The organism is Buchnera aphidicola (Diuraphis noxia) (assembly GCF_001700895.1).
GTDB classification, from domain to species: Bacteria; Pseudomonadota; Gammaproteobacteria; order Enterobacterales; family Enterobacteriaceae; genus Buchnera; species Buchnera aphidicola_D.
The window spans coordinates 601,410-623,736 of record NZ_CP013259.1; the positions used below are offsets into that span (position 1 = coordinate 601,410).

General features: G+C 25.0%; 22 protein-coding genes, 4 tRNA genes and 1 pseudogene. 13 read left to right on the forward strand and 14 right to left on the reverse strand.

The annotated features are described in order from the left end of the window. Positions 1–49: 49 nt before the first annotated feature. Complete coding sequence (locus tag ATN01_RS02885; RefSeq protein WP_075433568.1) at positions 50–1,972, reverse strand: PTS mannitol transporter subunit IICBA; 1,923 nt, start codon at positions 1,970–1,972, stop codon at positions 50–52. Between the two features lie 74 nt (positions 1,973–2,046). Beyond that, on the reverse strand, positions 2,047–3,696 hold the full coding sequence (gene pgi, locus ATN01_RS02890) for a glucose-6-phosphate isomerase (RefSeq protein WP_075433569.1): 1,650 nt from the start codon (positions 3,694–3,696) through the stop codon (positions 2,047–2,049). 205 nt (positions 3,697–3,901) lie between these two features. Here pgi and orn point away from each other — a divergent pair, with 205 nt between their 5' ends. From orn to ATN01_RS02905, 3 genes are all read left to right on the forward strand, one after another. Further along, positions 3,902–4,444: an oligoribonuclease gene (orn, locus tag ATN01_RS02895; RefSeq protein ID WP_075433570.1), complete on the forward strand. Its 543-nt coding sequence runs from the start codon at positions 3,902–3,904 to the stop codon at positions 4,442–4,444. Between the two features lie 93 nt (positions 4,445–4,537). Then, a tRNA-Gly gene (locus tag ATN01_RS02900) sits at positions 4,538–4,613 on the forward strand. Between the two features lie 331 nt (positions 4,614–4,944). Further along, entirely contained in the window at positions 4,945–5,673 is a 729-nt protein-coding gene (locus ATN01_RS02905; RefSeq protein ID WP_075433571.1) for an N-acetylmuramoyl-L-alanine amidase, read from the forward strand. A 97-nt stretch (positions 5,674–5,770) separates the two neighbouring features. On the opposite strand, the gene rpmE is transcribed toward ATN01_RS02905, so the two are convergent. Continuing rightward, entirely contained in the window at positions 5,771–5,980 is a 210-nt protein-coding gene (rpmE, locus tag ATN01_RS02910; protein ID WP_075433572.1) for a 50S ribosomal protein L31, read from the reverse strand. A gap of 558 nt (positions 5,981–6,538) precedes the next feature. Between rpmE and hslV the strand changes: the two genes are divergently transcribed. The 4 genes from hslV to ATN01_RS02930 all read left to right on the forward strand — a co-directional run bounded on the left by hslV (position 6,539) and on the right by ATN01_RS02930 (position 9,951). Continuing rightward, positions 6,539–7,069 (forward strand): ATP-dependent protease subunit HslV, encoded by a 531-nt coding sequence (hslV, locus tag ATN01_RS02915; RefSeq protein WP_075433573.1) that lies wholly within the window; start codon positions 6,539–6,541, stop codon positions 7,067–7,069. A gap of 12 nt (positions 7,070–7,081) precedes the next feature. Beyond that, positions 7,082–8,413, forward strand: coding sequence for an HslU--HslV peptidase ATPase subunit (gene hslU, locus ATN01_RS02920; protein ID WP_075433574.1), 1,332 nt, complete (start codon positions 7,082–7,084; stop codon positions 8,411–8,413). Positions 8,414–8,599: 186 nt separating this feature from the next. After that, complete coding sequence (locus tag ATN01_RS02925) at positions 8,600–9,085, forward strand: Hsp20 family protein (RefSeq protein WP_075433575.1); 486 nt, start codon at positions 8,600–8,602, stop codon at positions 9,083–9,085. A gap of 113 nt (positions 9,086–9,198) precedes the next feature. Next, positions 9,199–9,951, forward strand: coding sequence for an FAD-binding oxidoreductase (locus ATN01_RS02930; RefSeq protein WP_075433576.1), 753 nt, complete (start codon positions 9,199–9,201; stop codon positions 9,949–9,951). A 16-nt stretch (positions 9,952–9,967) separates the two neighbouring features. On the opposite strand, the pseudogene epmA reads toward ATN01_RS02930, so the two are convergent. Then, positions 9,968–10,927 (reverse strand): annotated as a pseudogene (gene epmA / locus ATN01_RS02935) (elongation factor P--(R)-beta-lysine ligase); the annotation flags it as partial. Between the two features lie 127 nt (positions 10,928–11,054). On the opposite strand from epmA, the gene coaD reads away from it, so the two are divergent. Beyond that, positions 11,055–11,552: a pantetheine-phosphate adenylyltransferase gene (coaD, locus tag ATN01_RS02940; RefSeq protein ID WP_075433578.1), complete on the forward strand. Its 498-nt coding sequence runs from the start codon at positions 11,055–11,057 to the stop codon at positions 11,550–11,552. Positions 11,553–11,669: 117 nt separating this feature from the next. Here coaD and ATN01_RS03100 read toward each other — a convergent pair whose 3' ends face one another. Both ATN01_RS03100 and ATN01_RS02950 read right to left on the reverse strand, forming a co-directional pair. Further along, complete coding sequence (locus tag ATN01_RS03100) at positions 11,670–12,605, reverse strand: hypothetical protein (RefSeq protein WP_236854799.1); 936 nt, start codon at positions 12,603–12,605, stop codon at positions 11,670–11,672. A gap of 125 nt (positions 12,606–12,730) precedes the next feature. Then, on the reverse strand, positions 12,731–13,087 hold the full coding sequence (locus tag ATN01_RS02950) for a hypothetical protein (RefSeq protein ID WP_075433579.1): 357 nt from the start codon (positions 13,085–13,087) through the stop codon (positions 12,731–12,733). Positions 13,088–13,272: 185 nt separating this feature from the next. On the opposite strand from ATN01_RS02950, the gene ATN01_RS02955 reads away from it, so the two are divergent. Beyond that, complete coding sequence (locus ATN01_RS02955) at positions 13,273–14,010, forward strand: class I SAM-dependent methyltransferase (RefSeq protein ID WP_075433580.1); 738 nt, start codon at positions 13,273–13,275, stop codon at positions 14,008–14,010. Positions 14,011–14,095: 85 nt separating this feature from the next. Here ATN01_RS02955 and ATN01_RS02960 read toward each other — a convergent pair whose 3' ends face one another. From ATN01_RS02960 to dapF, 3 genes are all read right to left on the reverse strand, one after another. Continuing rightward, the gene (locus ATN01_RS02960) at positions 14,096–15,559 is read right to left on the reverse strand and encodes an inorganic phosphate transporter (RefSeq protein ID WP_075433581.1); all 1,464 of its coding nucleotides are present in this window, start codon (positions 15,557–15,559) and stop codon (positions 14,096–14,098) included. A gap of 138 nt (positions 15,560–15,697) precedes the next feature. Continuing rightward, a complete protein-coding gene (locus ATN01_RS02965) occupies positions 15,698–16,912 on the reverse strand; it encodes an MFS transporter (protein WP_161938580.1) in 1,215 nt (404 codons plus the stop codon). Between the two features lie 30 nt (positions 16,913–16,942). Continuing rightward, on the reverse strand, positions 16,943–17,797 hold the full coding sequence (gene dapF, locus ATN01_RS02970) for a diaminopimelate epimerase (RefSeq protein WP_075433582.1): 855 nt from the start codon (positions 17,795–17,797) through the stop codon (positions 16,943–16,945). A gap of 166 nt (positions 17,798–17,963) precedes the next feature. Between dapF and cyaY the strand changes: the two genes are divergently transcribed. The 4 genes from cyaY (at position 17,964) to ATN01_RS03230 (ending at position 20,121) form a co-directional block, all read left to right on the forward strand. After that, positions 17,964–18,314 carry an iron donor protein CyaY gene (gene cyaY, locus ATN01_RS02975; RefSeq protein WP_075433583.1) on the forward strand — a complete coding sequence of 117 codons (351 nt, stop codon included), beginning with the start codon at positions 17,964–17,966 and terminating at the stop codon, positions 18,312–18,314. Positions 18,315–18,425: 111 nt separating this feature from the next. Next, positions 18,426–19,370, forward strand: a complete 945-nt coding sequence (hemC, locus tag ATN01_RS02980) for a hydroxymethylbilane synthase (RefSeq protein WP_082248332.1) — start codon at positions 18,426–18,428, stop codon at positions 19,368–19,370. Next, entirely contained in the window at positions 19,367–19,714 is a 348-nt protein-coding gene (locus tag ATN01_RS03225) for a uroporphyrinogen-III synthase (protein ID WP_075433585.1), read from the forward strand. The genes hemC and ATN01_RS03225 overlap by 4 nt, the downstream gene beginning before the upstream one ends. Further along, the gene (locus ATN01_RS03230; protein WP_075433586.1) at positions 19,672–20,121 is read left to right on the forward strand and encodes a uroporphyrinogen-III synthase; all 450 of its coding nucleotides are present in this window, start codon (positions 19,672–19,674) and stop codon (positions 20,119–20,121) included. Before ATN01_RS03225 ends, ATN01_RS03230 begins: the two co-directional genes overlap by 43 nt. Before the next feature lie 5 nt (positions 20,122–20,126). On the opposite strand, the gene ATN01_RS02995 is transcribed toward ATN01_RS03230, so the two are convergent. The 5 genes from ATN01_RS02995 to trxA form a co-directional block, all read right to left on the reverse strand. Then, positions 20,127–20,203, reverse strand: a tRNA-Pro gene (locus tag ATN01_RS02995). A 37-nt stretch (positions 20,204–20,240) separates the two neighbouring features. Continuing rightward, positions 20,241–20,313 (reverse strand) — tRNA-His (locus ATN01_RS03000). Positions 20,314–20,358: 45 nt separating this feature from the next. Next, positions 20,359–20,432 (reverse strand) — tRNA-Arg (locus tag ATN01_RS03005). A gap of 92 nt (positions 20,433–20,524) precedes the next feature. Continuing rightward, complete coding sequence (rho, locus tag ATN01_RS03010; protein ID WP_075433587.1) at positions 20,525–21,784, reverse strand: transcription termination factor Rho; 1,260 nt, start codon at positions 21,782–21,784, stop codon at positions 20,525–20,527. Positions 21,785–21,933: 149 nt separating this feature from the next. Next, positions 21,934–22,260 (reverse strand): thioredoxin TrxA, encoded by a 327-nt coding sequence (trxA, locus tag ATN01_RS03015; RefSeq protein ID WP_075433588.1) that lies wholly within the window; start codon positions 22,258–22,260, stop codon positions 21,934–21,936. Positions 22,261–22,327: the final 67 nt, after the last annotated feature.

Genomic DNA, 22,327 nt, shown 5'->3' on the forward strand with positions numbered 1-22,327 from the left:
TAGAAATTCCAATAAAAATGTTATGTTTATAACGATGTTAATCTTGTATTTATTTGCTATTTAAAAGTGATAATACTTCTTTTATATTATTTGTTGTCGAAAGTGTTTTAATAGTACCTTTATTATCTAAGGCATTAGTGATATTACTTACTACCATAATATGCTCATCATTCTTAGCCGCTATACCAATCACAATATAAGCAATATCATCTAGATCTTCCCCAAAATGAACACCTTTTGGAAATTGACAAAAAATTATCCCTGTTTTTAAAACAGATTCTTTTCCCTGAATAGTTCCATGTGGAAGGGCTATTGATTCACCTAACCAAGTTGAAGCTATTTTTTCTCTTTCTAACATTGAATTAATATAGTCAAATTTAACATATCCATATTTTACTAAATTCAAGCCTACAATTTTAATTGCTTCTTCTTTAGTATTAGCATATTGATTTAATAAAATGTTTTTTTCACTTAATTGAAATACAGAACGAGATTTTTTTTTATCTTTTATATTATTCTTGTTATTATGATTTAAAGAAATATTGTAATTTCTGTTTAATAAAAACATACTTTCTAGCAATTTTTTTACTAAATTATCATAAAAATTATTATTAAGAAAGTTTTTTAAAGAAATATGCTGTGCATTAGGTGCATATTGTTTTGCACGATCAGTTAGATTTTTATGTGTAATTATTAAATCTGCGTTTTTAGGTAATAAATTAATTGCCATATTTGATACAGAAATATGATTTAAATTAGCTGTTTTTATTTTTTTACGAAGAATACTAGCTCCCATAGCACTAGAACCCATTCCCGCATCACAAGCGACTATTATTGTTTTAATTTTACTAAAATTTGTTAAATTTATTTCATTAAATTGTTTTTCTTGAGATGTTGCTATGCTTAACGAATCTTTATCATTCTTCAAATTATTTTCATTTTTTTTATATATTTTACCAAAATCATATTTTAGCAATACAGAAGCACTACAAAAAGAAGAAATAAAAGAGCAAAAAATAGCAGTAATATTAACTAAATAAAAACCTTTTGGAGTCATAGCCAAAATAGATAAAATTGATCCTGGTGATACTGCAGAAATTAAACCACCATCTAACATAACAAGCATAAAAATATTTATCATACTACCAATAATAAGAGATATAATTAATTTTGGTTGAATAAGTACATAAGAAAAATAAATTTCATGCACTCCGCCTAAAAACTCAATTGCTGCCGCTGTTCCTAAAGATTTAGATGTATCTTTTCTTCCAAAAAAAAGACAAGCCATTAATACACCTAATCCTGGACTTGGATTAGATTCTATTAAAAAAAATATAGATTTATGATTTTCTAAAACATCTTGAATTCCTAATGGTGAAAAAATCCCATGATTGATCGCATTATTTAAAAAAAATATTTTAGCTGGTTCTACAATAATAGATAAAAGAGGCAACAAATTATAAAATAATATTAATTTAATTAAATTAGATAAAATATGAGAAATCCATTCAATAAATGGACCAATTGTAAAAAATGAAATAATTGCTAATAAAATACCTAAAATAGCAATAGAAAAATTATTAACTAACATCTCAAAACCATTTTTTATTTTATTTTCTATTATTTGATCAAAATTCTTCATAGCCCATCCACCTAATGGCCCTGCAATCATTGCTCCTAATAACATTGGCATATCAGTACTAGTAATAACTCCAATGGTACTAATACTTCCTACTAATCCGCCTCTTTCATTAGAAACTAAACGACCTCCTGTATATCCAATTAAAAGAGGTAAAAGATAAAACATCACAGGTGCTATTAACTGCGCTAAAAGCTTATTGGGTTGCCAACCTACAGGTAAAAACAAAGCATTCATAATACCCCATGTAATAAAAATACTTATGTTGGGCATGATCATATTACTTAAGAATTGACCAAAATTTTGTATTTTTAATTTCATTAATGTAAACATAATAATCCACGCTTTTTGATAAAATTAGAATTTGAAATAATTTTTTTTAAATACCATTTTAATTATTAAATGTTTTATTTTACAAAAGACTTATAAAAATCAATTAAACCTTCAGTAGATGAATCATAACATTTTTGTTGAAAATTATGATTTAAATAATTGTAAATATCTTGAGATAATTTTTTTCCTATTTCTACACCCCATTGATCAAAACTAAATATATTTAATATATAACCTTGAACAAAAATTTTATGTTCATATAAAGCAATTAATGCTCCTAAATTATAAGGATTAATTTTTCGAATTAAAATTGAATTCGTAGGTTGGTTACCTTCACATATTTTAAACGGTAAAGTTATATCTGTGTTATGATAACTATCATTAACTAAGTTTAATTCATGGGATAACGTACTTTTCGAATTACCAAAAGCTAATGCTTGTCCTTGAGCGAAAAAATTAGATATAAGTTTTAAATGATGATCATTCACATTATTATGTGAAAATACTGAAGCAATTAAATCACAGGGAATTAACTTAGTACCTTGATGTATTAACTGATAAAACGCATGTTGTCCATTAGTTCCAGGCTCTCCCCAAATAATAGGACCTGTTTGATAAGATATTTTTTGTCCATTTCTATTAATTGATTTTCCATTAGACTCCATGTTGGATTGCTGCAGATATGCAGAAAAACGATGCATGTACTGATCATATGGTAATACAGCCTCGGTTTCAGATTCAAAAAAATTACCATACCAAATGCTTATTAAAGCTAATAATATCGGGAGATTTTTATGGTTATCTGTATTATAAAAATGATTATCCATTGCATGTGCACCATCTAAAAATTTTTTAAAATTATCAAACCCAATAGATAAAGCAATCGATAAACCAACTGAAGACCATAATGAAAAACGTCCTCCTACCCAATCCCAAAATTTAAAAATATTATTAATATCAATTCCAAAATCTAAAACATTTTTTACATTAGCTGATAGAGCAAAAAAATGTTTATTTAATGCATTTGTATTTTTTGAAAAATCTAAAAACCATTTCCTTACACTATAAGCATTAGTGATTGTTTCGTCTGTGGTAAAGGTTTTAGAAGCTATTAAAAAGATGGTTTTTTCAGGATTAATTTTTTTTAAAACTTCAGTAATATGAGTACCATCAATATTTGAAATAAAATGCATATTTAAATGATTTTTGTAGGGACGTAATGCTTCAGTTACCATATATGGTCCCAAATCAGATCCACCAATACCAATGTTTACAACATCAGAAATTGTTTTGTTTGTAAAACCTTTCCATTCTCCGTTAATCACAAGATTTGTAAAATTTTTCATTTTTTCGAGAACAGTATTAATTTCTATCATAATATTATGGTTGTCTATGACAATAGCATGATTCGTTCTATTACGAAGTGCTACATGTAATACAGAACGGTTTTCTGTTTGATTAATTTTTTCACCAGAAAACATTTGTTTGATTGCGGATTTTACATTAGTTTCTTTAGCTAAATTTAACAAATACATTAAAGTCATATCGTTAATACGATTTTTTGAAAAATCAACCAATATTTCATTTTCAAATAAAACTGAAAATTTTTTAAATCGATTAGGATCAGTTAAAAAAAAATCTTTCAAATGAATATTTTTTATCTTTTTGAAGTGTTTAATTAAATCTTGATAAGATTTAGTTTGATTTAAATTTATGTTTTGCATCATAATGTTTCTCGAAGAATCTAAAAATAGATAATTTAATATTTTTAAGAACTTTTTAATAAAATTACTATTTTTTAATAAATATTAATATTGTAAAATTATCTTTTTACATGTGAAATTTTGATTAAAATCTTTATATAAATTAAATATATGGTATAAGGAATAATTGTATTTTTTAAAAATCTTTCAATAACACATAAAGTATATGCAAATCAATAAAAACAATCTTATTTGGATTGATTTAGAAATGACTGGTCTTCATCCGAAAATACATCGCATTATTGAAATTGCGACATTAATTACAGATGTTAATTTAAATATAATTGCAGAAGGACCAGTCATTGCTATACATCAAAAACAAAAAAATATGTTATTAATGAATCAATGGAATATTCGGACACACAGAAAAAGCGGATTAATACAACGTGTTGAAAATAGTTTTTATGATGAACATCAAGCTGAAATAGAAACAATACTTTTTTTAAAAAAATGGGTTCCAATTAAATCATCTCCAATGTGCGGAAATAGTATTACTCAAGATAGAAGATTTTTATTTGAATATATGCCAAAATTAGAAAATTATTTTCATTATAGAAATATAGATGTTAGTACGATTAAAGAATTGTTTTATCGTTGGAATACTAAAGTTCATAATTGTTTAAAAAAAAATAATCATACAGCACTTGAAGATGTTTATGAATCTATTATGGAACTAAAGTTTTATAAAAAAAATTTTTTTAAAATTTGATAAAAATTATTTTTAAAAAAGAAAGCTTGAAAAATTTATTTTATATCTATAAAATAAATATTGTTTATATCGATTCAAAACATTTAAAAGCATGCGGGAATAGCTCAGTCGGTAGAGCACAACCTTGCCAAGGTTGGGGTCGCGAGTTCAAATCTCGTTTCCCGCTCCAATCATATTTTTAAAAATTTTATTTCAATAAAATTTCTAAAGAATAAAAATCAACCTTATATTATCACACACATAAAAAGTTTAATAATATTTAAAATATAATTAAAGGAAATATATATGATTTTTCACTACCCTTATAAATGGATAATGTTTTTTCTATTATCATTTTTCTTTCAAATACAAATGAATACTAAATATGTAAAAAAAAAATTTTAAAAACGATAATATAATTTGTTTAAAAAATGCAAGAATATTAAAACACAAAAGAAATAATATAAAAAACATTAAAATATTTCAATCTTATAAAGATAAATTTTTTTTTAAAAAAAAAGATAAATAATACGGACAATTTATCAAAAAAGATTACTATCTTAATAGACGCAGGACATGGAGGGAAAGATCCAGGAGCAATTGGGCATAATGGACTTCAAGAAAAAAAAGTTAATATTGCAATAGCACTCCAACTTAAAAAGTTCTTAGATAACGATAAAATATTTCGTACAATTCTAACACGTAATAATGACTCTTATCTTTCATTGAAAACAAGAAAACAATTTTTTAAAAAAAATCACGTAAATTTATTAATCTCTATTCATGTAGATTCTTCTAAAAAAAGATACGTATCAGGAGCATCGTTATGGATCATTTCACCTAGCAGAATGGATCGTGAAATTAATAATTATCTAAAAAATAAAAATTCAGATATATTATTTGCTGAAAGCATACAGAAAGTGTTTAATGAAAACAAAAATGATTTATTTTTAAAAAAAACTATTTTAGACTTGCAATTTAGCAATTTTCAAAAAATAGAATTCGATCTATCTACACATATATTTGAACAATTAAAAAAAAACATAAAATTACATAAAATAGAATTAAACTACGCTAGTTTAGGGATATTAAGTTCTATAAATATACCTGCTATATTAATAGAAACAGGTTTTATTACTAATTTTTGGGAAGAAAAACAATTAAATACAACTTTTTATCAAAAAAAAATTTCTAATGCCCTTTATTTAGCACTTAAAAAATATTTTTCATTTACTTTAAAAAGTAAATAATTTAAAAAATTATATTTTTTTGAATCATTTTTTAAGCATCTAAACTATCAATTTTTAAGATGCTTAAAGGAAAAAATAAAATTTTTTTTAATGTCAACTATTTTTTATTAAAATTAAAACGTTTTTTGAATCTTTCAACACGTCCTCCAGTATCAATAATTCTTTGTTTTCCTGTATAGAATGGATGACATTTTGCACATATATCTAAATTTATGCTGTGATTAATAGTAGAAAAAATCTCAATTTTGTTTCCACAAGAACAAATAGCAATTATCTTAGTGTAATTAGGATGAATATTTTTTTTCATTAAAAAAATTCCTATAAAGTAAAAATATGTTTTATATTATTATACAATTTTTAATACACTAATACTAAAAAATTTAGTTATTTTACATGATGAAACACAATGTATAACGAATATTTATATTGTAAAAAAAAAAAAAAAAAATCGAATTTTTATTTCAAAAAAAAAAAATCTATATGTTATATTTACATTAATAATAATTTCTATTAGTTATTATTGCATTAATCAAAATAGATTTTTGAAAAAAAAAAATACACATATAACAGAAAAAGACAAAAAAAAAAATATATTACCTCCTAAACCAAAAGAAAAATGGAAATATATTAAAAAATTAAAAAATCTGTAAAAATATTTAGTATCTTCAAAACGAGTTGAACAAAATGAATTATATTTTATATAATATAAAACTTTTCCCAATTTTTAAAAATCATGAAATAACATAAAAAAGTAATTTAACTAAAGATGATTAAATCACGAAGGTGTTAAATTATATTCTATATAAAATTTTTATACAAAAAACGTATGAAGAAATAAAAACGTTACGTTAAAGAGGTTTTTCTTGTGACCACAATATTAAGTGTAAGACTAAAAAATAAAGTAGTAATTGGAGGTGATGGACAAGCAACTTTAGGTAATACAATTATGAAAAGTAATGTAAAAAAAATTAGATCTCTTTACCACGAAAAAGTCATTGCTGGTTTTGCAGGAGGAACAGCAGACGCTTTCACTTTATTTGAAATGTTTGAAAAAAAATTAGCATTATACCAAGGGCAATTACAACGTGCTGCAATTGAATTAGCAAAAGATTGGCGATCTGATAGAATGCTAAGAAAGCTAGAAGCTTTGTTAGCTGTTGCTGATAAAGACAGTTCATTGATAATTACCGGAAATGGAGATGTAATACAACCTGAAGATGATTTAATAGCTATAGGATCAGGTGGTTCTTATGCTCAATCTTCTGCTCGTGCATTAATAAATAACACTAATTTAAATGCACATGAGATCGTAGAGAAATCATTAACTATTGCTGCAAATATTTGTATCTATACAAATCATACTTTTACTATTAAAGAACTATTTTCAGAAAAATAAGGATTATTTTTTATGTCTTCAATGACTCCTCCTCAAATTGTTTCTGAACTTGACAAATTTATTATTGGTCAAGAAAAAGCAAAAAGAGCTGTATCTATCGCGTTAAGAAATCGTTGGCGTCGTATGCAATTAAATAATGAACTTCGTCATGAAATAACTCCTAAAAATATTTTAATGATCGGACCTACTGGAGTTGGTAAAACAGAAATTGCTAGACGTTTAGCAAAATTAGCTGCTTCTCCCTTTATAAAAGTAGAAGCAACAAAATTTACTGAAGTAGGTTATGTTGGAAAAGAAGTAGATTCAATCATTCGAGATTTAACTGATGCAGCAATAAAAATGATTCGAATAAAAAACATTGAAAAAAACAAAAATAGAGTAGAAGAAATAGTTGAAGAAAGAATATTAGATGTTCTTATTCCTACTCCAAAAATAAATGCATCGGAAAAAGAAAAAAATGAAAGTCTCTCAAACACGATTCAAATATTTCGAAAAAAGTTAAGAGAAGGTCTATTAGATGAAAAAGAAATAGAAATCAACGTACTTACAACTAGTATGGGAATTGAAATAATGGCTCCTCCAGGCATGGAAGAATTGACAAATCAATTACAATCTTTATTTCAAAATTTAGGAGGACAGAAAAAAAATAATAGACGATTAAAAATTAAAGATGCGATAATCTTACTAACAGAAGAAGAAGCTGCAAAATTAATTAATCACGAAGAAATAAAAAAAGAAGCTATTAATGCAGTTGAACAAAACGGGATAGTATTTATCGATGAAATTGATAAAATCTGTAAAAGAGGAGATGCTTCCGGACCAGATATTTCTCGAGAAGGTGTTCAAAGAGATTTACTACCATTAGTAGAAGGTTGTACTGTTTCAACTAAATATGGAATGGTAAAAACAGATCATATTTTATTTATTGCCTCTGGAGCATTTCAAACTTCTACTCCTTCTGATTTAATTCCTGAATTACAAGGACGTTTACCAATCAAAGTTGAACTACAAGCATTGACAATAGATGATTTTGAAAAAATTTTAACGGAACCCACAGCTTCTATTACTGCGCAATACAAAGCACTTATGGAAACAGAAGGCGTTAATATTCATTTTACTAAAGAGGGTATACGTAATATTGCAGAAGCAGCATGGAAAGTGAACGAATCTATGGAAAATATTGGAGCTCGTCGATTACATACTATATTAGAAAAATTAATGGAAGATATATCTTTTAACGCAACTGAAAATAAGGGTAATACAATTGAAATTAATTCAAGTTATGTAGGAAAACATTTAGATCAATTAATATCTAATGAAGATCTAAGTCGTTTTATTTTATAATTAATTTTTAAAATATTTATCTGTAATAGATAAATATTTTTAATTAAAATTACTTAAAAAGTTTCAAATTAATTTAACATTAGTATTGAAAAAAAGAAATAAGGCCTTATATAAACAATAAAAGATTTTTAAAATTATTCGTTTTTTATAAAAATTAAAAATATTTTTTTAAAGAAGGAGTTTTTTATGTCTTATCGTTCTGTTTCATTTATTCCTAATTTCAATGATCATGATATTTTTTCAAATAGATTTAATCAAATTGACAAAATGTTTAGTACATTGACAGGAGAAAAACCAATATCTGATACACCAGCTTATAATATTTGTCAAATAAATGAAGTAGAATATGAGTTAATACTTAGTATTCCTGGATATGAAGAAAAAGAATTAGATATTTCTGTTCATAATAATCAATTATCTATTCGAGGAAAAAAAGAACATCAAGAAACACATGATAAAAAAAATGAAATTAAAAAGTGGTTACATAAAGGAATAATTTTTAATAACTTTTCTGTCAGTTTTAACTTAGATCATAAAATTCAAGTCAAAAAAGCAGAGTTATATTTAGGATTGTTAAAATTAACTTTTAGTTGTAATATTCCAGAAACAGAAAAACCTAAAAAAATTTCAATTAATATTCCAAACGAAACGAAAAAAATTGATAACAAATAAAGTTAAAAAAATAAAAATTTTATATTTTTTTTTAAATCCAAACCATTGTACTTAAGCAAACACAAACATAAGTACAATGGTGAAATATGATCATTGATTATTGAGAATAAAACATGAATCCATGGATCAATGCAACAGTTTTAGAAAAAAAAAAGTGGACTAATCATTTATTTAGTCTGATTTTAAAAGCTCCTATAGCATCTTTCAATGCAGGGCAATTTACGAAACTAGCTTTATATAATGAACAGACTGGAAAAAAAGTTCAACGAGCTTATTCATATCTGAATTCACCAAGTGAAAAAAATATCGAGATATATATTGTTCGTGTTATAAATGGAAAATTAAGTAATTTATTATATAATTTGCAATCTGACGACAAAATTTTAATTAAAAAACATTCATTTGGATTTTTTACTATAAATGAAATACCTGATTCTGAAATATTATGGATGTTTGCCACAGGGACAGGAATAGCACCTTATCTTTCAATATTAAAAGAAGGGAAAAATATTAGAAAATTTAATAATATTGTATTAATACATGCAGTAAAATATCAAAATGAATTAGTTTATCTTCCCTTAATGAAGGAATTACGTACAAAATATCAAGGTAAATTAAAAATTCAAACTATTCTCAGTAGAGAAAAAAATAAAAATTCTTTAACCGGTCGAATTCCTTTTTTGTTAAAAAATCAACGTTTAGAAAAAACAGTTAATTTATCAATCAATCCCAAAACTTCGCACATAATGTTATGTGGAAATCCTCATATGGTTAAAGATACATATATTTTTTTAAAAAACAACCGAAATATGAAAAAACATTTACGACGTGAACCAGGCCATATTACCATGGAAAACTATTGGTAAAAAGATTGATTTTTTATTAACAACGATTTAATGAAAAAGATATTACTTTACTGATCCTGGTTTCATTTAACATTAACATAATTAATCGATCTAAACCTATCGCAACTCCGGAACAATTCGGTAACCCGGAAGACAAAGCATCGAGAAATAAACTATCTATTTTTTGACAAGGAATATTCATAGCAATACGTTTTTTATTATCTTCAATAAAGCGTTTTTTTTGTTCATCGACATCTATTAGTTCGTAAAATCCATTTCCTAATTCTATTCCTTTAAAAAAAAATTCAAATCTTTCTGAAATACGAGAATCTTGTGAATTAATAGCCGCAAGAGACGCTTGTTCTACTGGAAAATGATAAATAAATATCGGTTTTTTTTTACCAAGTTTAGGCTCTATTTCTAATGTGAATAACAATTGTATTAACTTATTTAAATCATTTTCAATATGAGTTAAATAATGTAATTTTAATTTTTTAGATATTTGATGTAATTCTGATAATGTAGTAGATAAAGGATCTATGTTTAAAAATTTTATAAATACATCTTGATAAGACATTTTATCTGATTTGTTACAATTTAAAATGATTTGAAGAAATTTATCTATTTCTTTTATAAAATTTTTCATTGAACAAAAAGGTTGATACCATTCTAACATAGTAAATTCTGGATTATGATATCGACCAAATTCTTCATTTCTAAAACAATGAGAAATTTGATATATAGATCCAAGTTTTGCTGATAATAAACGTTTCATATGATATTCTGGACTGGTAATTAACCATAATTTTAACTTTTGAACTTGATCACATGAAGAATAATATGTTTTAAAAGAAACCAAATTTACATCGGTAACAGATGAACTAGATAAAATTGGTGTCTCAACTTCAATAATATTTTTTTGTAAAAAAAATAAACGAATATTAGAAATAATTTTCGATCTTTTGACTAAATTTGAAATTGATGCACTGGGTTTCCAACGATTTTTTTTTTCATATGAATTTTCTTAGAAGTTGATTGTTTGAAATTAAAAAATAAAAACTTTTTCTTTAAAAAATATTGTATATTTAAAAATACGTAAATACAGTGAATTATAAATACATAATATGAATACAACTGCAATATATCCAGGAACATTTGATCCCATCACTTATGGACATCTAGACATTATAACACGAGCAACAAAAATATTTGATAACATAATTATTGCAATTTCTAATAATTTAAAAAAAAAACCTATTTTTGATCTTAAAGAGAGAATAGAATTAACTAAAATCTCTACATCACATCTAAAAAATATCAAAAAAATACTTGGTTTTAATGGTTTACTTGCAAATTTAGCAAAAAAAGAAAAAACTAAAATCCTGATTAGAGGAGTACGTACTATATTTGATTTTGATTATGAAATAAAATTAGCTGCTATAAATAAACAAATTTATCCAGATTTAGACAGTATATTTTTACTTTCTTCAAAAGAATTTTCTTTTATATCTTCATCCTTTGTTAAAGAAATTGCAAAACATAAAGGTGATACTAAATTATATCTTCCTAAAGAAGTACATATTGCATTACTCAAAAAAATAAATAACATTATTGTTCAATAACATATCTTATTACACTTTAATTTTATAAAAAATTATAATGTAATAGGGTATATATTTCATATACCCTATTACTTCATAATTTATGATGTATAATATATCAAAAAAACTAATATATGTTTATTTTACAAAGTGTGAATATTTAATGATTGGAAAATCATTAGGATAAATAATTACAGTTGCTCGAACTCCTAAAGATTTATATTTTTGAATATAATTACTATTTTGTACATTTAAATCAGATAGGTGTGTGGCAACTAATTTAATTGATCCATCATTTAAGTTGTCGATTTTATAAATATTTCGTGAGTTTTTTATTTGATATTGATCAATTTCTGGATGTTCAGAAATTAATTGAAGATAAGATTGATATAAAAATTTGGGATTTGCATATATAGAAATTATTTTTTGAGAATTGCTATCTGGTATGATTGTTTTAAAATCTTGTATCATCTTTTCACGATTATCGGGAGTAATAATTTGGTCATTTATAATAAAAAGAGATACATTAAAATCATCCATAAAAGTCTTATTTAAATCTGAAGTCAATTTTAAGTTTTCGTAAGATTTTTGAAAATGTATGATTGCATTTTGAATATTTTTCCATGAATTTAATTTATCTGAAACTTTCCATGAATTTTTGTCAACAATAAAATTTTGCATATAAGATTCTTGAACACTTTTATTCATTCGTTTCTTAAAATTGCTATCTATCTTTGCAAGATGTTTTCTCCCTTCTAAATCAAAATTTTCATCTAATCTTGTATAAGAACTATCTTCATTATGTGTTTTAGGAGTCACATTAAGAAGATCTGGAAAAGAACTTTCATACTGAGGATGTTGCGGATTGTTGTTTAATTTATTAACGATTTTTATTTTTCCTTGATATCGAACTTTTTCAATTATTGATTTTATAAAAATTTTTGAAGATTCAATCATTTGATTAAGATCTTCAAGATGTTCAGATAAGGGAATCATTTTTGTAGTTTTGGAATTTGGATCTAAATCTCGATCTGAAAATAATATAGTTTTAATTTTTCCATTAAAAACTTGCATTGTCTTTTTTTTTGCAGTTTTATAAGTAGTGACTACTTTATCTTTAATAGCATTTAAAATATCACGACTTATTCTTAAAAGATCGAAATCTATGAATTTTTTTTGAAAAGTTGTGTTTTTATTGTTTAAAACATATGATGAGGGGTTATTAGAAATTTTTTTTTCATTAAAAGTTTTACAGAAGATTTATCACTTGCATTGATAATTTTGTGAAAATTTTTGTCTACAAATAGAGAAGATTCTAAATTGTATTTTTTATACATGTTTTTTTTTGTGTGTTGATTTAATATGTCTAATAAAATTAGAGAATTTTCACATATATTTTTCAAATTTTTTTCTATATCTTTTTGAAATATCATTGATGATATAATTTTTTTATTTTTGTTATGTTCTGATAATTTTTTATTAGAAATTTTATAAGTATTTTGTTTTATTTCAGGTTTTTTTCTAATTATATCCATATTAAAAAGATTATATGACATAATATTTTATCCTTATTTTTGATACACTGTTTTTATAAATTGATAACAATGAAATTAACAGATTAATTTTTTTAAATAATTTTTATATATTTTTTATATATACAATATATAAAAAATTTATTAAATTATATTTTAGATATATTTTTAAAAAAGTCAATTATTAATTATGAAAAAAAAGGTAAAACATGAAAATATATTTATCATTTAAAGATAATAATAAACGATTGTATAATTTAATTAATTTATTTAATTTAAAACATGATGAAAATTGTCCTATAACTCTAATAGTAAATTCTAATTCACTCGAATTACATAATCGTAGAAATCCTAAACAAAACCCTATAAAAGTTGATTTTACATCAAAAAAAAATATTTATAGATGTCGTTCAATTCAAAAAAATGAAATATTAGCTAAAGTTGTAGGAATAAAAAATTCTTATTATCCTATTATTTTAGATGCAACAGCAGGATTAGGAAGCGATGCTTTTATACTTTCTTTTTTAGGTTGTCGCGTTTTTATGGTAGAACGTAATCCAATCATTGCTGCATTATTAAAAGATGGATTAGACAGAGGTTATCAAGACACAAAAATAGGAAGTTGGTTAAAAAAAAGATTACAATTAATTTTTGATGATAGTTTTCATATAATAAAATCGACTGTTTTAGAACCAGATATTATATATATAGATCCTATGTATCCTTTACGGAAAAAAACATCTTTGCCAAAAAAAAATATGCAAATTTTTAGAACATTAATAGGAAAAGATGATGATGCTAAGAATTTATTAACTCTTTCTAGAACCGTTGCAAAAAAAAGAATTGTTGTTAAACGTCCTTATTATGCAAAACCCTTATCTAAAGATAAGATAAATTTTGTTATTAGAGGCAAAACACATCGTTTTGATATATATCATCCTATTTAAAATATAAACAGGAGTACATATTATTTTCACGTACCCCTATTAAAACACTAATAATTTTACAAAATTTATATTCTAAATTCATATTTTATATTAGAAATAACGTGATAGAATATAAAAAGCTAGATAAAATAATTGAAATAGGTAAAGTTAATAACCATGCTAAGGCGATGTTTTTAATAGTATTCATTTGAATTCCATCACCATCAATTAACATTGTGCCTGCTACTGAAGATGATAAAATATGTGTAGTAGAAACAGGTATTCCTGTATAACTTGCTAATCCAATTGAAAATGAAGCTGTTATTTGTGCTGACATAGCTTGTGCGTAAGTCATTTCTTTTTTTCCTATCTTTTCACCAATAGTAATCACGATACGTTTCCAACCTATCATAGTTCCTATTGATAAAGATAACGCGACAATTAATATAATCCACATAGGCGCATATTCAATATTTTTTAGTATATTTTTTTTGCTTTTTATTAAAAAATTTTTATCTTTTTTATCAAGATTAATAATGTTGATTGTTTGGTCAATTACATCAGAAATATATAATAAAAGATGACGTAATTGCAATCTTTTTTCTCCATCTAATGTATTATAATTAGAAATATCTTGTAGTAAAAATTTAGTTTTATTTATGTTTGTAATAATTTCATAAAAATTACATGAATTAATTATTTTTTTGTTTTCAATTTTTTGCAATGTATTTTTTGAATATGTTAAATAATATTTTTCTAATTGATGAATTGTATTTTTTGTGCAAATTATTTCAGTTGTAGTAGAATTTAAATTTATTAAAAAAGAAGAAGGTACAATTCCTATCAAAACGAGCATTATTAATCCAATACCTTTTTGTCCATCATTTGCACCATGAGTATAACTGACACCGATAGATGATAAAATCAATGCTACGCGAATAAAAAATGGTGGATTTTTTTTTCCATCTATTTTTTCACGTTCTAATGGAGTCATATGGATTTGATAAAAATTTTTATTAATATTATTAACATAGTATCGTAATAAAAAAATTAGACTACCTGCTATTATCAATCCTATAATAGGAGAAAAAATAAGAGATAAAAACACACTTTTCATTTTAGGAATGTTAAGTGCATCAACTAAAGATGCATTTTTCATGATCGCATTTGTTATTCCGATTCCAACAATTGCTCCAATTAACGAATGTGAACTTGAGGCAGGTAAACAAAAATACCAAGTAGATAAATTCCATATTATAGCAGCTAATAAAATCGAAAAAATCATAGCAAGTGCATTTTTTGATGTACTATTTAATAGTAAATCGTTTGGCAAAAGATGTACAATCGCATAAGCAACTGTTAAACCTCCAAGTATCACACCTAAAAAATTAAATATTCCAGACATTACGACTGCAACATTTGAAGACATTGCACGAGTATAAATTAACGTTGATACTGCATTTGCTGTATCATGAAAACCATTTATAGCTTCATAAAATAAAACGAAAAATAAAGCTAAAAAAACGAATAAACTATGATTCAAATCAGAATAAGAAAATAAGTATAGCATAATCTTCAAGCCATTTTGATGAATTGAACTAAGTTTATTATCTGTAAGAAACTATATTTGAGGAAAGAAAAATATGAATTTTTGTATAAAAATGATTTTTGATACTTTTCATAAAAGAATAACATTTATTCATAGTATTTAATTTTTTTTTAATTTTAAAGATAATATCACTCCTAATAATAACATTGTTGTTATAAAAATTGAAATTCCTAACCACTGTAAATGCAACCAAAAATATCCACCAACTGTACCAAATAAACTTGAACCTAAATAATAAAAAAATAAATATAAAGAAGTAGCTTGTACTTTAGCAGTTTTTGTCTGAGAACTGATCCAACTACTAGCAATAGAATGTGATGCGAAAAACCCACTAGAAAAGACTATTAAGCCTAAAATAATTATATATAATTGATTATATTGTGTAACAAATACACCTATTAACATTAAACATAAAGACATTATTAAAACGTTTTTTCGAGAATATTTTTTTATTAAAATTCCAGCTTTAGGAGAACTATAAACTCCAGTTAAATAAATCATAGATAATAATCCTATAGTGGATGGATAAAGAAAAAATGGTTCTAAAATTAAACGATAGCTAATATAGTTAAATATTGTAACAAAACTACCCATTAATATAAAACCTATTAAAAATAAAATACATAATTTAGGTTTTTTTAATTGTGAATAAAAACGTGTTAAAAAACTATAAAAATTAATAGAAATAGAATGAAAATTTTTAGATTCAGGTAAAAAATATAAAAACAGACAAGAAGATATAAAAGAAAATAATCCAATAATTATTAATGAAATATTCCATGAAAATCGTTCGGATAAAAGGCTACTTAAAAGTCTTCCTGAACATCCACCTATAGTATTACCGCTGATATACAAACCCATACAAAAAGATAAGGAATTGGGATGTATTTCTTCGCTAATATATGTCATAGCTACAGCTACAACACCACTTAGTGCTAAACCTGTTAAAGCACGAAACAAAACAATATTAGTCCAACTAGTCATCATAGAACATATTATTGTTAATATTGCTGCTATAAATAAAGAAGCAGACATAATTGATTTTCTACCTATTACATCAGACAAAGGTCCAGTAAATAACATACCAAAAGCCATCATTCCAGTGGCTGAAGATAACGACCAACTGCTTTCGGCAGGAGTGAGAGAAAATTCTTTAGAAAATACTGGCAAAATTGATTGTACACAGTATAAAATTGAAAAAGTAGAAAATCCACCTGAAAAAAGAGCCAGAATAACTTGATTAAATTTTCTTGTATTTTTTTTAATATACTGTTTTTTTTCAAATGATTCATTGTTTTCTTTTAATAAAATCAAAATATCACTCCTGTTTTAGAAAAAATAATTTTATAGATATATATAACCATCATAAATATGTTTTGCAGGTCCTGTCATATACAGACAATGTCCAAAACCTTTCCAGGTTATAATGAGTTGTCCACCTAATAGAGTCACTTTAACGGTATTAGAAAGTAAATTTTGTGCAATACCTACCGCTACTGCAGCACATGCTCCACTACCACAAGAATAGGTTTCACCTACATCACGTTCATATACCCTTAATTTAATATTTTTTCTATTTATAATTTCCATAAATCCTACATTAATTCCCTGAGGGAATAGAATGTTTTTTTCTATATTTTTACCAAGTATGTTGACAGGCGCATTTTTAATAGTTTGAACTTTAATAATACAATGAGGATTACCAATTGACACAAGACTACACATTAATTTTTCTTGAAAAAGCTCTATTGAAAAATTTTTATGTGAAAAATTTTTTAATAAAGTAAAATTTTTTAATTCAAAATCAGGTTTATTCATATTAACTTGAATCATATCATTAGATAAAAATTCAATAATTAAACTATTTTTTTGTGTGCTAAGAAAAATTTTTTTCTTATTAGTTAAACCTTTTAACAATAAAAACAAACCAATACATCGTGCACCATTACCACATTGTTCAACTTCACTGCCATTTGCATTAAAAATTCGATAATTAAAATCAAAAGAAGGATGATTCGATTTTTCTACAATTAAAAGTTGATCGAAACCAATCCCAGTATTTCGATTAGATAATTTTTTTATTATACATGATGATAAAAGAAAATTTTGATTAATGCAATCAACAACCATAAAATCATTACCTAATCCATGCATTTTAGAAAAAGATAATTTTTTTTTGTTCTTATCATATGAAATCATATTCTGTCCTAATTAATAGTTTAATGTTTTAAAACCTATTTTTTATAAATCAATCCAAATAATCATTAAAATTATAGTAAAAATAGAATTATATAAAAATATATTAATCTCATTATTTTTGTCTTTCAAATTTGTTATAATAAATATAAAAACTAAGGAAATAATCATGAAAAACACAACTACAAATAAAAAAAATAATTTTTATGTTTTATTGAACGATTTATTTCTAAAAATAGAAGATATTTTAAATTTATATGAGAATGAAATTGATATAGACTATGAAATTCAAGATTATGTGATGACTATTACCTTTTCAAATAAAAGTTTAATTATAATCAATAAACAAGAATCACTAAAACAAATTTGGTTAGCTACGAAAATCAATGGATATCATTTTAACTACAAGGAAAATAAATGGATTTGTAATCGTACTAAAAAAAATTTTTGGGAAATATTTGAAAATGCCTTTTCTATACAATCAAATAAAAAAATTATTTTTAATCCGAAACACTTTTAACAAAAAAATAAATTGATTATAAATATGAAAATTATAATGATTTTTCACCGGTTTTAAGGATTGTAAGAAAAAAATCATATAAAATATACTCATATTAACATGAATTGTAATATGAAAAATAAAACATTAAGAATTGCTACTAGAAAAAGTCCGTTGGCTTTACAACAAACTAAATATGTTCAAAAAAAAATACTATCTTTGTATCCAGATGTGAATATAAAATTAGTACCTATTGTCACTAATGGAGATAACATTTTAAATAAATCTCTATCAAAAATAGGAGGAAAGGGATTATTTATAAAAGAATTAGAGATTGCTTTGCTTGAGAATAAAGCGGATATTGCAATTCATTCTATGAAAGATCTTCCAGTAAATATTACAAAGGAATTATGTTTAGTTAGCGTCTGTAAAAGAGGAAACCCATTAGACACACTAGTATCTAATCATTATAATTCAATTAATCAATTACCCCAAGGTGCTAAAATTGGTACATCTAGTTTAAGAAGACAATGCCAACTGATTACTTATCGACCAGATTTAATTATTTTACCCTTAAGAGGAAATATTGAAACAAGAATAGCTAAATTAGATCAAGGAAAATATGACGCAATTATTCTTGCAACTGAAGGTTTAAACAGATTAAAATTACAAAATCGAATTACTCAAATTATACCTGCTGAATTATCCCTTCCTTCATGTGGTCAAGGTGCAATCGGTATTCAATCTAGAATACACGATAAAAAAATGATATTTTTTTTATCTCGTCTTAATCATATAAACTCCTTTATTGAAATTAATGCAGAAAGAGCATTTTGTAGAAAATTGAATGCAGGATGTCATATTCCAATAGGAAGTTATGCTATTATTAAAAAAAATCAAATTTGGTTACGAGGATTAGTAGGTTCACCTAATGGTGAAACTATATTAAAAGGAGAAAAAATAGGCAGATATAATACAGGAGAAAAAATGGGATACTCACTTGCTAAAGAATTATTACAAAATGGAGCTCAAAATATTCTTAACAATATCTTTTTACAACAGTTTAATTATATATGAAAATATTAGTCATGAGACCTGAACGATTAGGTAAAGATTTAGTAAATAATTTAAATAAAATAGGTATAAAATCTTGGCATTTTTCTTTTTTTGATTTTGATATAAGCACTAGTTCGATGAATTTGTCTAATAAGTGCAATGAATTATATCAATCTAATATAATTGTTCTATTTTCTAAAAGATCTATTTACTATACAAACTTATATTTAAAACATAATAATTTAAAATGGCCTGATAATGTAAAATATTTTACTATTGGTCAAAGTACTGCGCTTTTTCTTTATAAATATGTAAAAAAAAAATATTTTTCCCTCAAGAAAAAGAAAATAGTGAGAATTTATTAAAATTATTATATAGAAATTTATTAAAAAACGATAAAATAGTGTTATTACAAGGTGAAAATGGACGAAAATTAATACAAAGACAATTAAAAAAAAAATTTAATATTTCTCTTGTTGAATGTTATAAAAGAGTTGTAAAAAATATAGATATGCAAATAGAAGAAAAAAAATGGCGGTCGTATAAAATAAACACTTTAGTTATAACTAGTAGCGAAATTTTATACCATGTAAAAAATGTAGTGTCTAGTCTAGATAGAACGGATTGGTTATTAAAATGTAAAATTTTTGTCATAAGTATAAGATTGCTAAAAATAGCAAAATATTTAGGATGGAATGATGTCATAGTTGCAAGTTGTGCAAGTAATAATTGTTTAATAAAAAGAATAGAGGAAATTAAATATATTCATTAAGTTTTTGGTCGGCGAAAGAGGATTTGAACCTCTGACCTACTGGTCCCAAACCAGTTGCGCTACCAAGCTGCGCTATTCGCCGTTTTTGATTATGAAAATGCTATATAATCTAGTTTTTGGGTGGCTAATGGGACTTGAACCCATGACCTCTGGAATCACAATCCAGAACTCTACCAACTGAGCTATAGCCACCAAAATAAAAAAATAAGTTAATGGAGATGTGATTTTTATAAACAATGCGCTCGACAGGATTTGAACCTGACACCTCTACCTTCGGAGGGTAGCGCTCTATCCAAATGAGCTACGAGCGCAATATTAAAAAATAACAACTAGATTTTAAAATTAATTAACTCTGATGTCCAGCTTTTTTTTGTAAAAATTTAAAATAAAACATTTCAAATTTTCATGAACGTTTCATCATATCAAAAAATTCATCGTTAGTTTTAGTCATAGAAAGTTTGTTTAATAAAAATTCCATTGCATCGATTTCACTCATAGGATGAATAATTTTCCTTAAAATCCACATTTTTTGTAATTCATCTGGCAAAGTTAATAATTCTTCTTTTCTAGTTCCAGAACGATTATAATCGATAGCTGGAAAAACACGTTTTTCAGCAATTTTTCTAGATAAAGGTAATTCCATGTTCCCTGTTCCTTTAAATTCTTCGTAAATGACTTCATCCATTTTTGAACCTGTATCAACTAATGCTGTTGCAATAATTGTTAAACTCCCTCCTTCTTCTACATTACGTGCGGCCCCAAAAAAACGTTTAGGCCTATGTAAAGCATTAGCATCAACACCTCCTGTTAAAACTTTTCCTGATGCGGGTACTACTGTATTATAAGCACGTGCTAATCGAGTAATCGAATCTAATAAAATAATGACATCTTTTTTATGTTCTACTAATCTCTTTGCTTTTTCAATAACCATTTCCGCTACTTGTACATGTCTTGATGCAGGTTCATCAAAAGTAGAAGCGACTACTTCTCCTTTAACTAATCTTTGCATTTCGGTAACTTCTTCGGGCCTTTCATCAATTAATAAAACCATTAAAACACAATCTGGATGATTATAAGCGATACTTTGTGCTATATTTTGTAGTAATATTGTTTTTCCAGCTTTTGGAGGAGCTACAATTAACCCTCTTTGTCCTCTTCCAATGGGAGATGCTAAATCTAACACTCTTGCGGTTAAATCTTCAGTAGAACCATTTCCGCGTTCCATTCTTAAACGAGAGTTCGCATGTAATGGGGTTAAATTTTCAAATAAAATTTTGCTTCTTGCATTTTCAGGTTTATCATAATTTACTGCATTAACTTTAAGTAAAGCAAAATATCTTTCTCCTTCTTTTGGTGGTCTTATCTTTCCAGAAATAGTATCACCTGTACGTAAATTAAATCTACGTATTTGGCTAGGTGAAACATATATATCATCAGGACCAGCTAAATAAGAACTATCAGCAGATCGTAGAAAACCAAATCCATCTTGTAATATTTCTAAAACACCGTCTCCAAATATATTTTCTCCGCTTTTTGCATGTTGTTTAAGGATTGCAAAAATAATATCTTGTTTACGCATACGCGCTAAATTTTCCAACCCCATTTTTTCACCAAGAGTAATTAATTCAGAAACTGGCAGATTTTTAAGTGCGGTAAGATTCATAATGGTGGGTTCTTAGTAAAATCGGGGTAAATTTCAAAATAAAAGTTATTATGTAATTTCAAAATTTAATAATATTTTATAATAAATTTTAAATGAAATTAAATATCTTGATGCTTTTAATGTTTTATAACTAATGATTTTTGATGTTTTTAATGAACGTATTCATTTAAAAATTCTTTAAGTTCTAATTTAGAAATTGCTCCTACTTTAGTTGATAGAACTTCGCTATTATGAAATAATAATAATGTTGGAATACTTCTAACAGAATATATTGGAGCCGTATTAGGATTTTTTTCTATGTTTAGTTTACCAATGATTATCTTGCTAGAATATTCTTCTGAGATTTCATTTAAAACAGATGCTAAAATTTTACAAGGATTACACCATTCAGCCCAAAAGTCAACTAATATAAAACCTTGAGCAGTTAATACTTTTTCTTTAAAATTTTGATCAGTTAATTCAATTATTTTATTCATTTTTGTATTTTGCTCAGCAGTAAGAAATTTTAAATAAAATAGAATTCAAATATTTATGACGTAAAAA

Excerpts from the sequence above, each read along its gene's own strand:
- ATN01_RS02885 (WP_075433568.1), bottom strand. The coding sequence starts at position 1,972 with ATGTTTACATTAATGAAATTAAAAATACAAAATTTTGGTCAATTCTTA.
- pgi (WP_075433569.1), bottom strand. The coding sequence starts at position 3,696 with ATGCAAAACATAAATTTAAATCAAACTAAATCTTATCAAGATTTAATT.
- orn (WP_075433570.1), top strand. The coding sequence starts at position 3,902 with ATGCAAATCAATAAAAACAATCTTATTTGGATTGATTTAGAAATGACT.
- rpmE (WP_075433572.1), bottom strand. The coding sequence starts at position 5,980 with ATGAAAAAAAATATTCATCCTAATTACACTAAGATAATTGCTATTTGT.
- hslU (WP_075433574.1), top strand. The coding sequence starts at position 7,082 with ATGTCTTCAATGACTCCTCCTCAAATTGTTTCTGAACTTGACAAATTT.
- ATN01_RS02925 (WP_075433575.1), top strand. The coding sequence starts at position 8,600 with ATGTCTTATCGTTCTGTTTCATTTATTCCTAATTTCAATGATCATGAT.
- ATN01_RS02930 (WP_075433576.1), top strand. The coding sequence starts at position 9,199 with ATGAATCCATGGATCAATGCAACAGTTTTAGAAAAAAAAAAGTGGACT.
- coaD (WP_075433578.1), top strand. The coding sequence starts at position 11,055 with ATGAATACAACTGCAATATATCCAGGAACATTTGATCCCATCACTTAT.
- ATN01_RS03100 (WP_236854799.1), bottom strand. The coding sequence starts at position 12,605 with ATGCAAGTTTTTAATGGAAAAATTAAAACTATATTATTTTCAGATCGA.
- ATN01_RS02950 (WP_075433579.1), bottom strand. The coding sequence starts at position 13,087 with ATGTCATATAATCTTTTTAATATGGATATAATTAGAAAAAAACCTGAA.
- ATN01_RS02955 (WP_075433580.1), top strand. The coding sequence starts at position 13,273 with ATGAAAATATATTTATCATTTAAAGATAATAATAAACGATTGTATAAT.
- ATN01_RS02960 (WP_075433581.1), bottom strand. The coding sequence starts at position 15,559 with ATGCTATACTTATTTTCTTATTCTGATTTGAATCATAGTTTATTCGTT.
- dapF (WP_075433582.1), bottom strand. The coding sequence starts at position 17,797 with ATGATTTCATATGATAAGAACAAAAAAAAATTATCTTTTTCTAAAATG.
- cyaY (WP_075433583.1), top strand. The coding sequence starts at position 17,964 with ATGAAAAACACAACTACAAATAAAAAAAATAATTTTTATGTTTTATTG.
- hemC (WP_082248332.1), top strand. The coding sequence starts at position 18,426 with ATGAAAAATAAAACATTAAGAATTGCTACTAGAAAAAGTCCGTTGGCT.
- ATN01_RS03225 (WP_075433585.1), top strand. The coding sequence starts at position 19,367 with ATGAAAATATTAGTCATGAGACCTGAACGATTAGGTAAAGATTTAGTA.
- rho (WP_075433587.1), bottom strand. The coding sequence starts at position 21,784 with ATGAATCTTACCGCACTTAAAAATCTGCCAGTTTCTGAATTAATTACT.
- trxA (WP_075433588.1), bottom strand. The coding sequence starts at position 22,260 with ATGAATAAAATAATTGAATTAACTGATCAAAATTTTAAAGAAAAAGTA.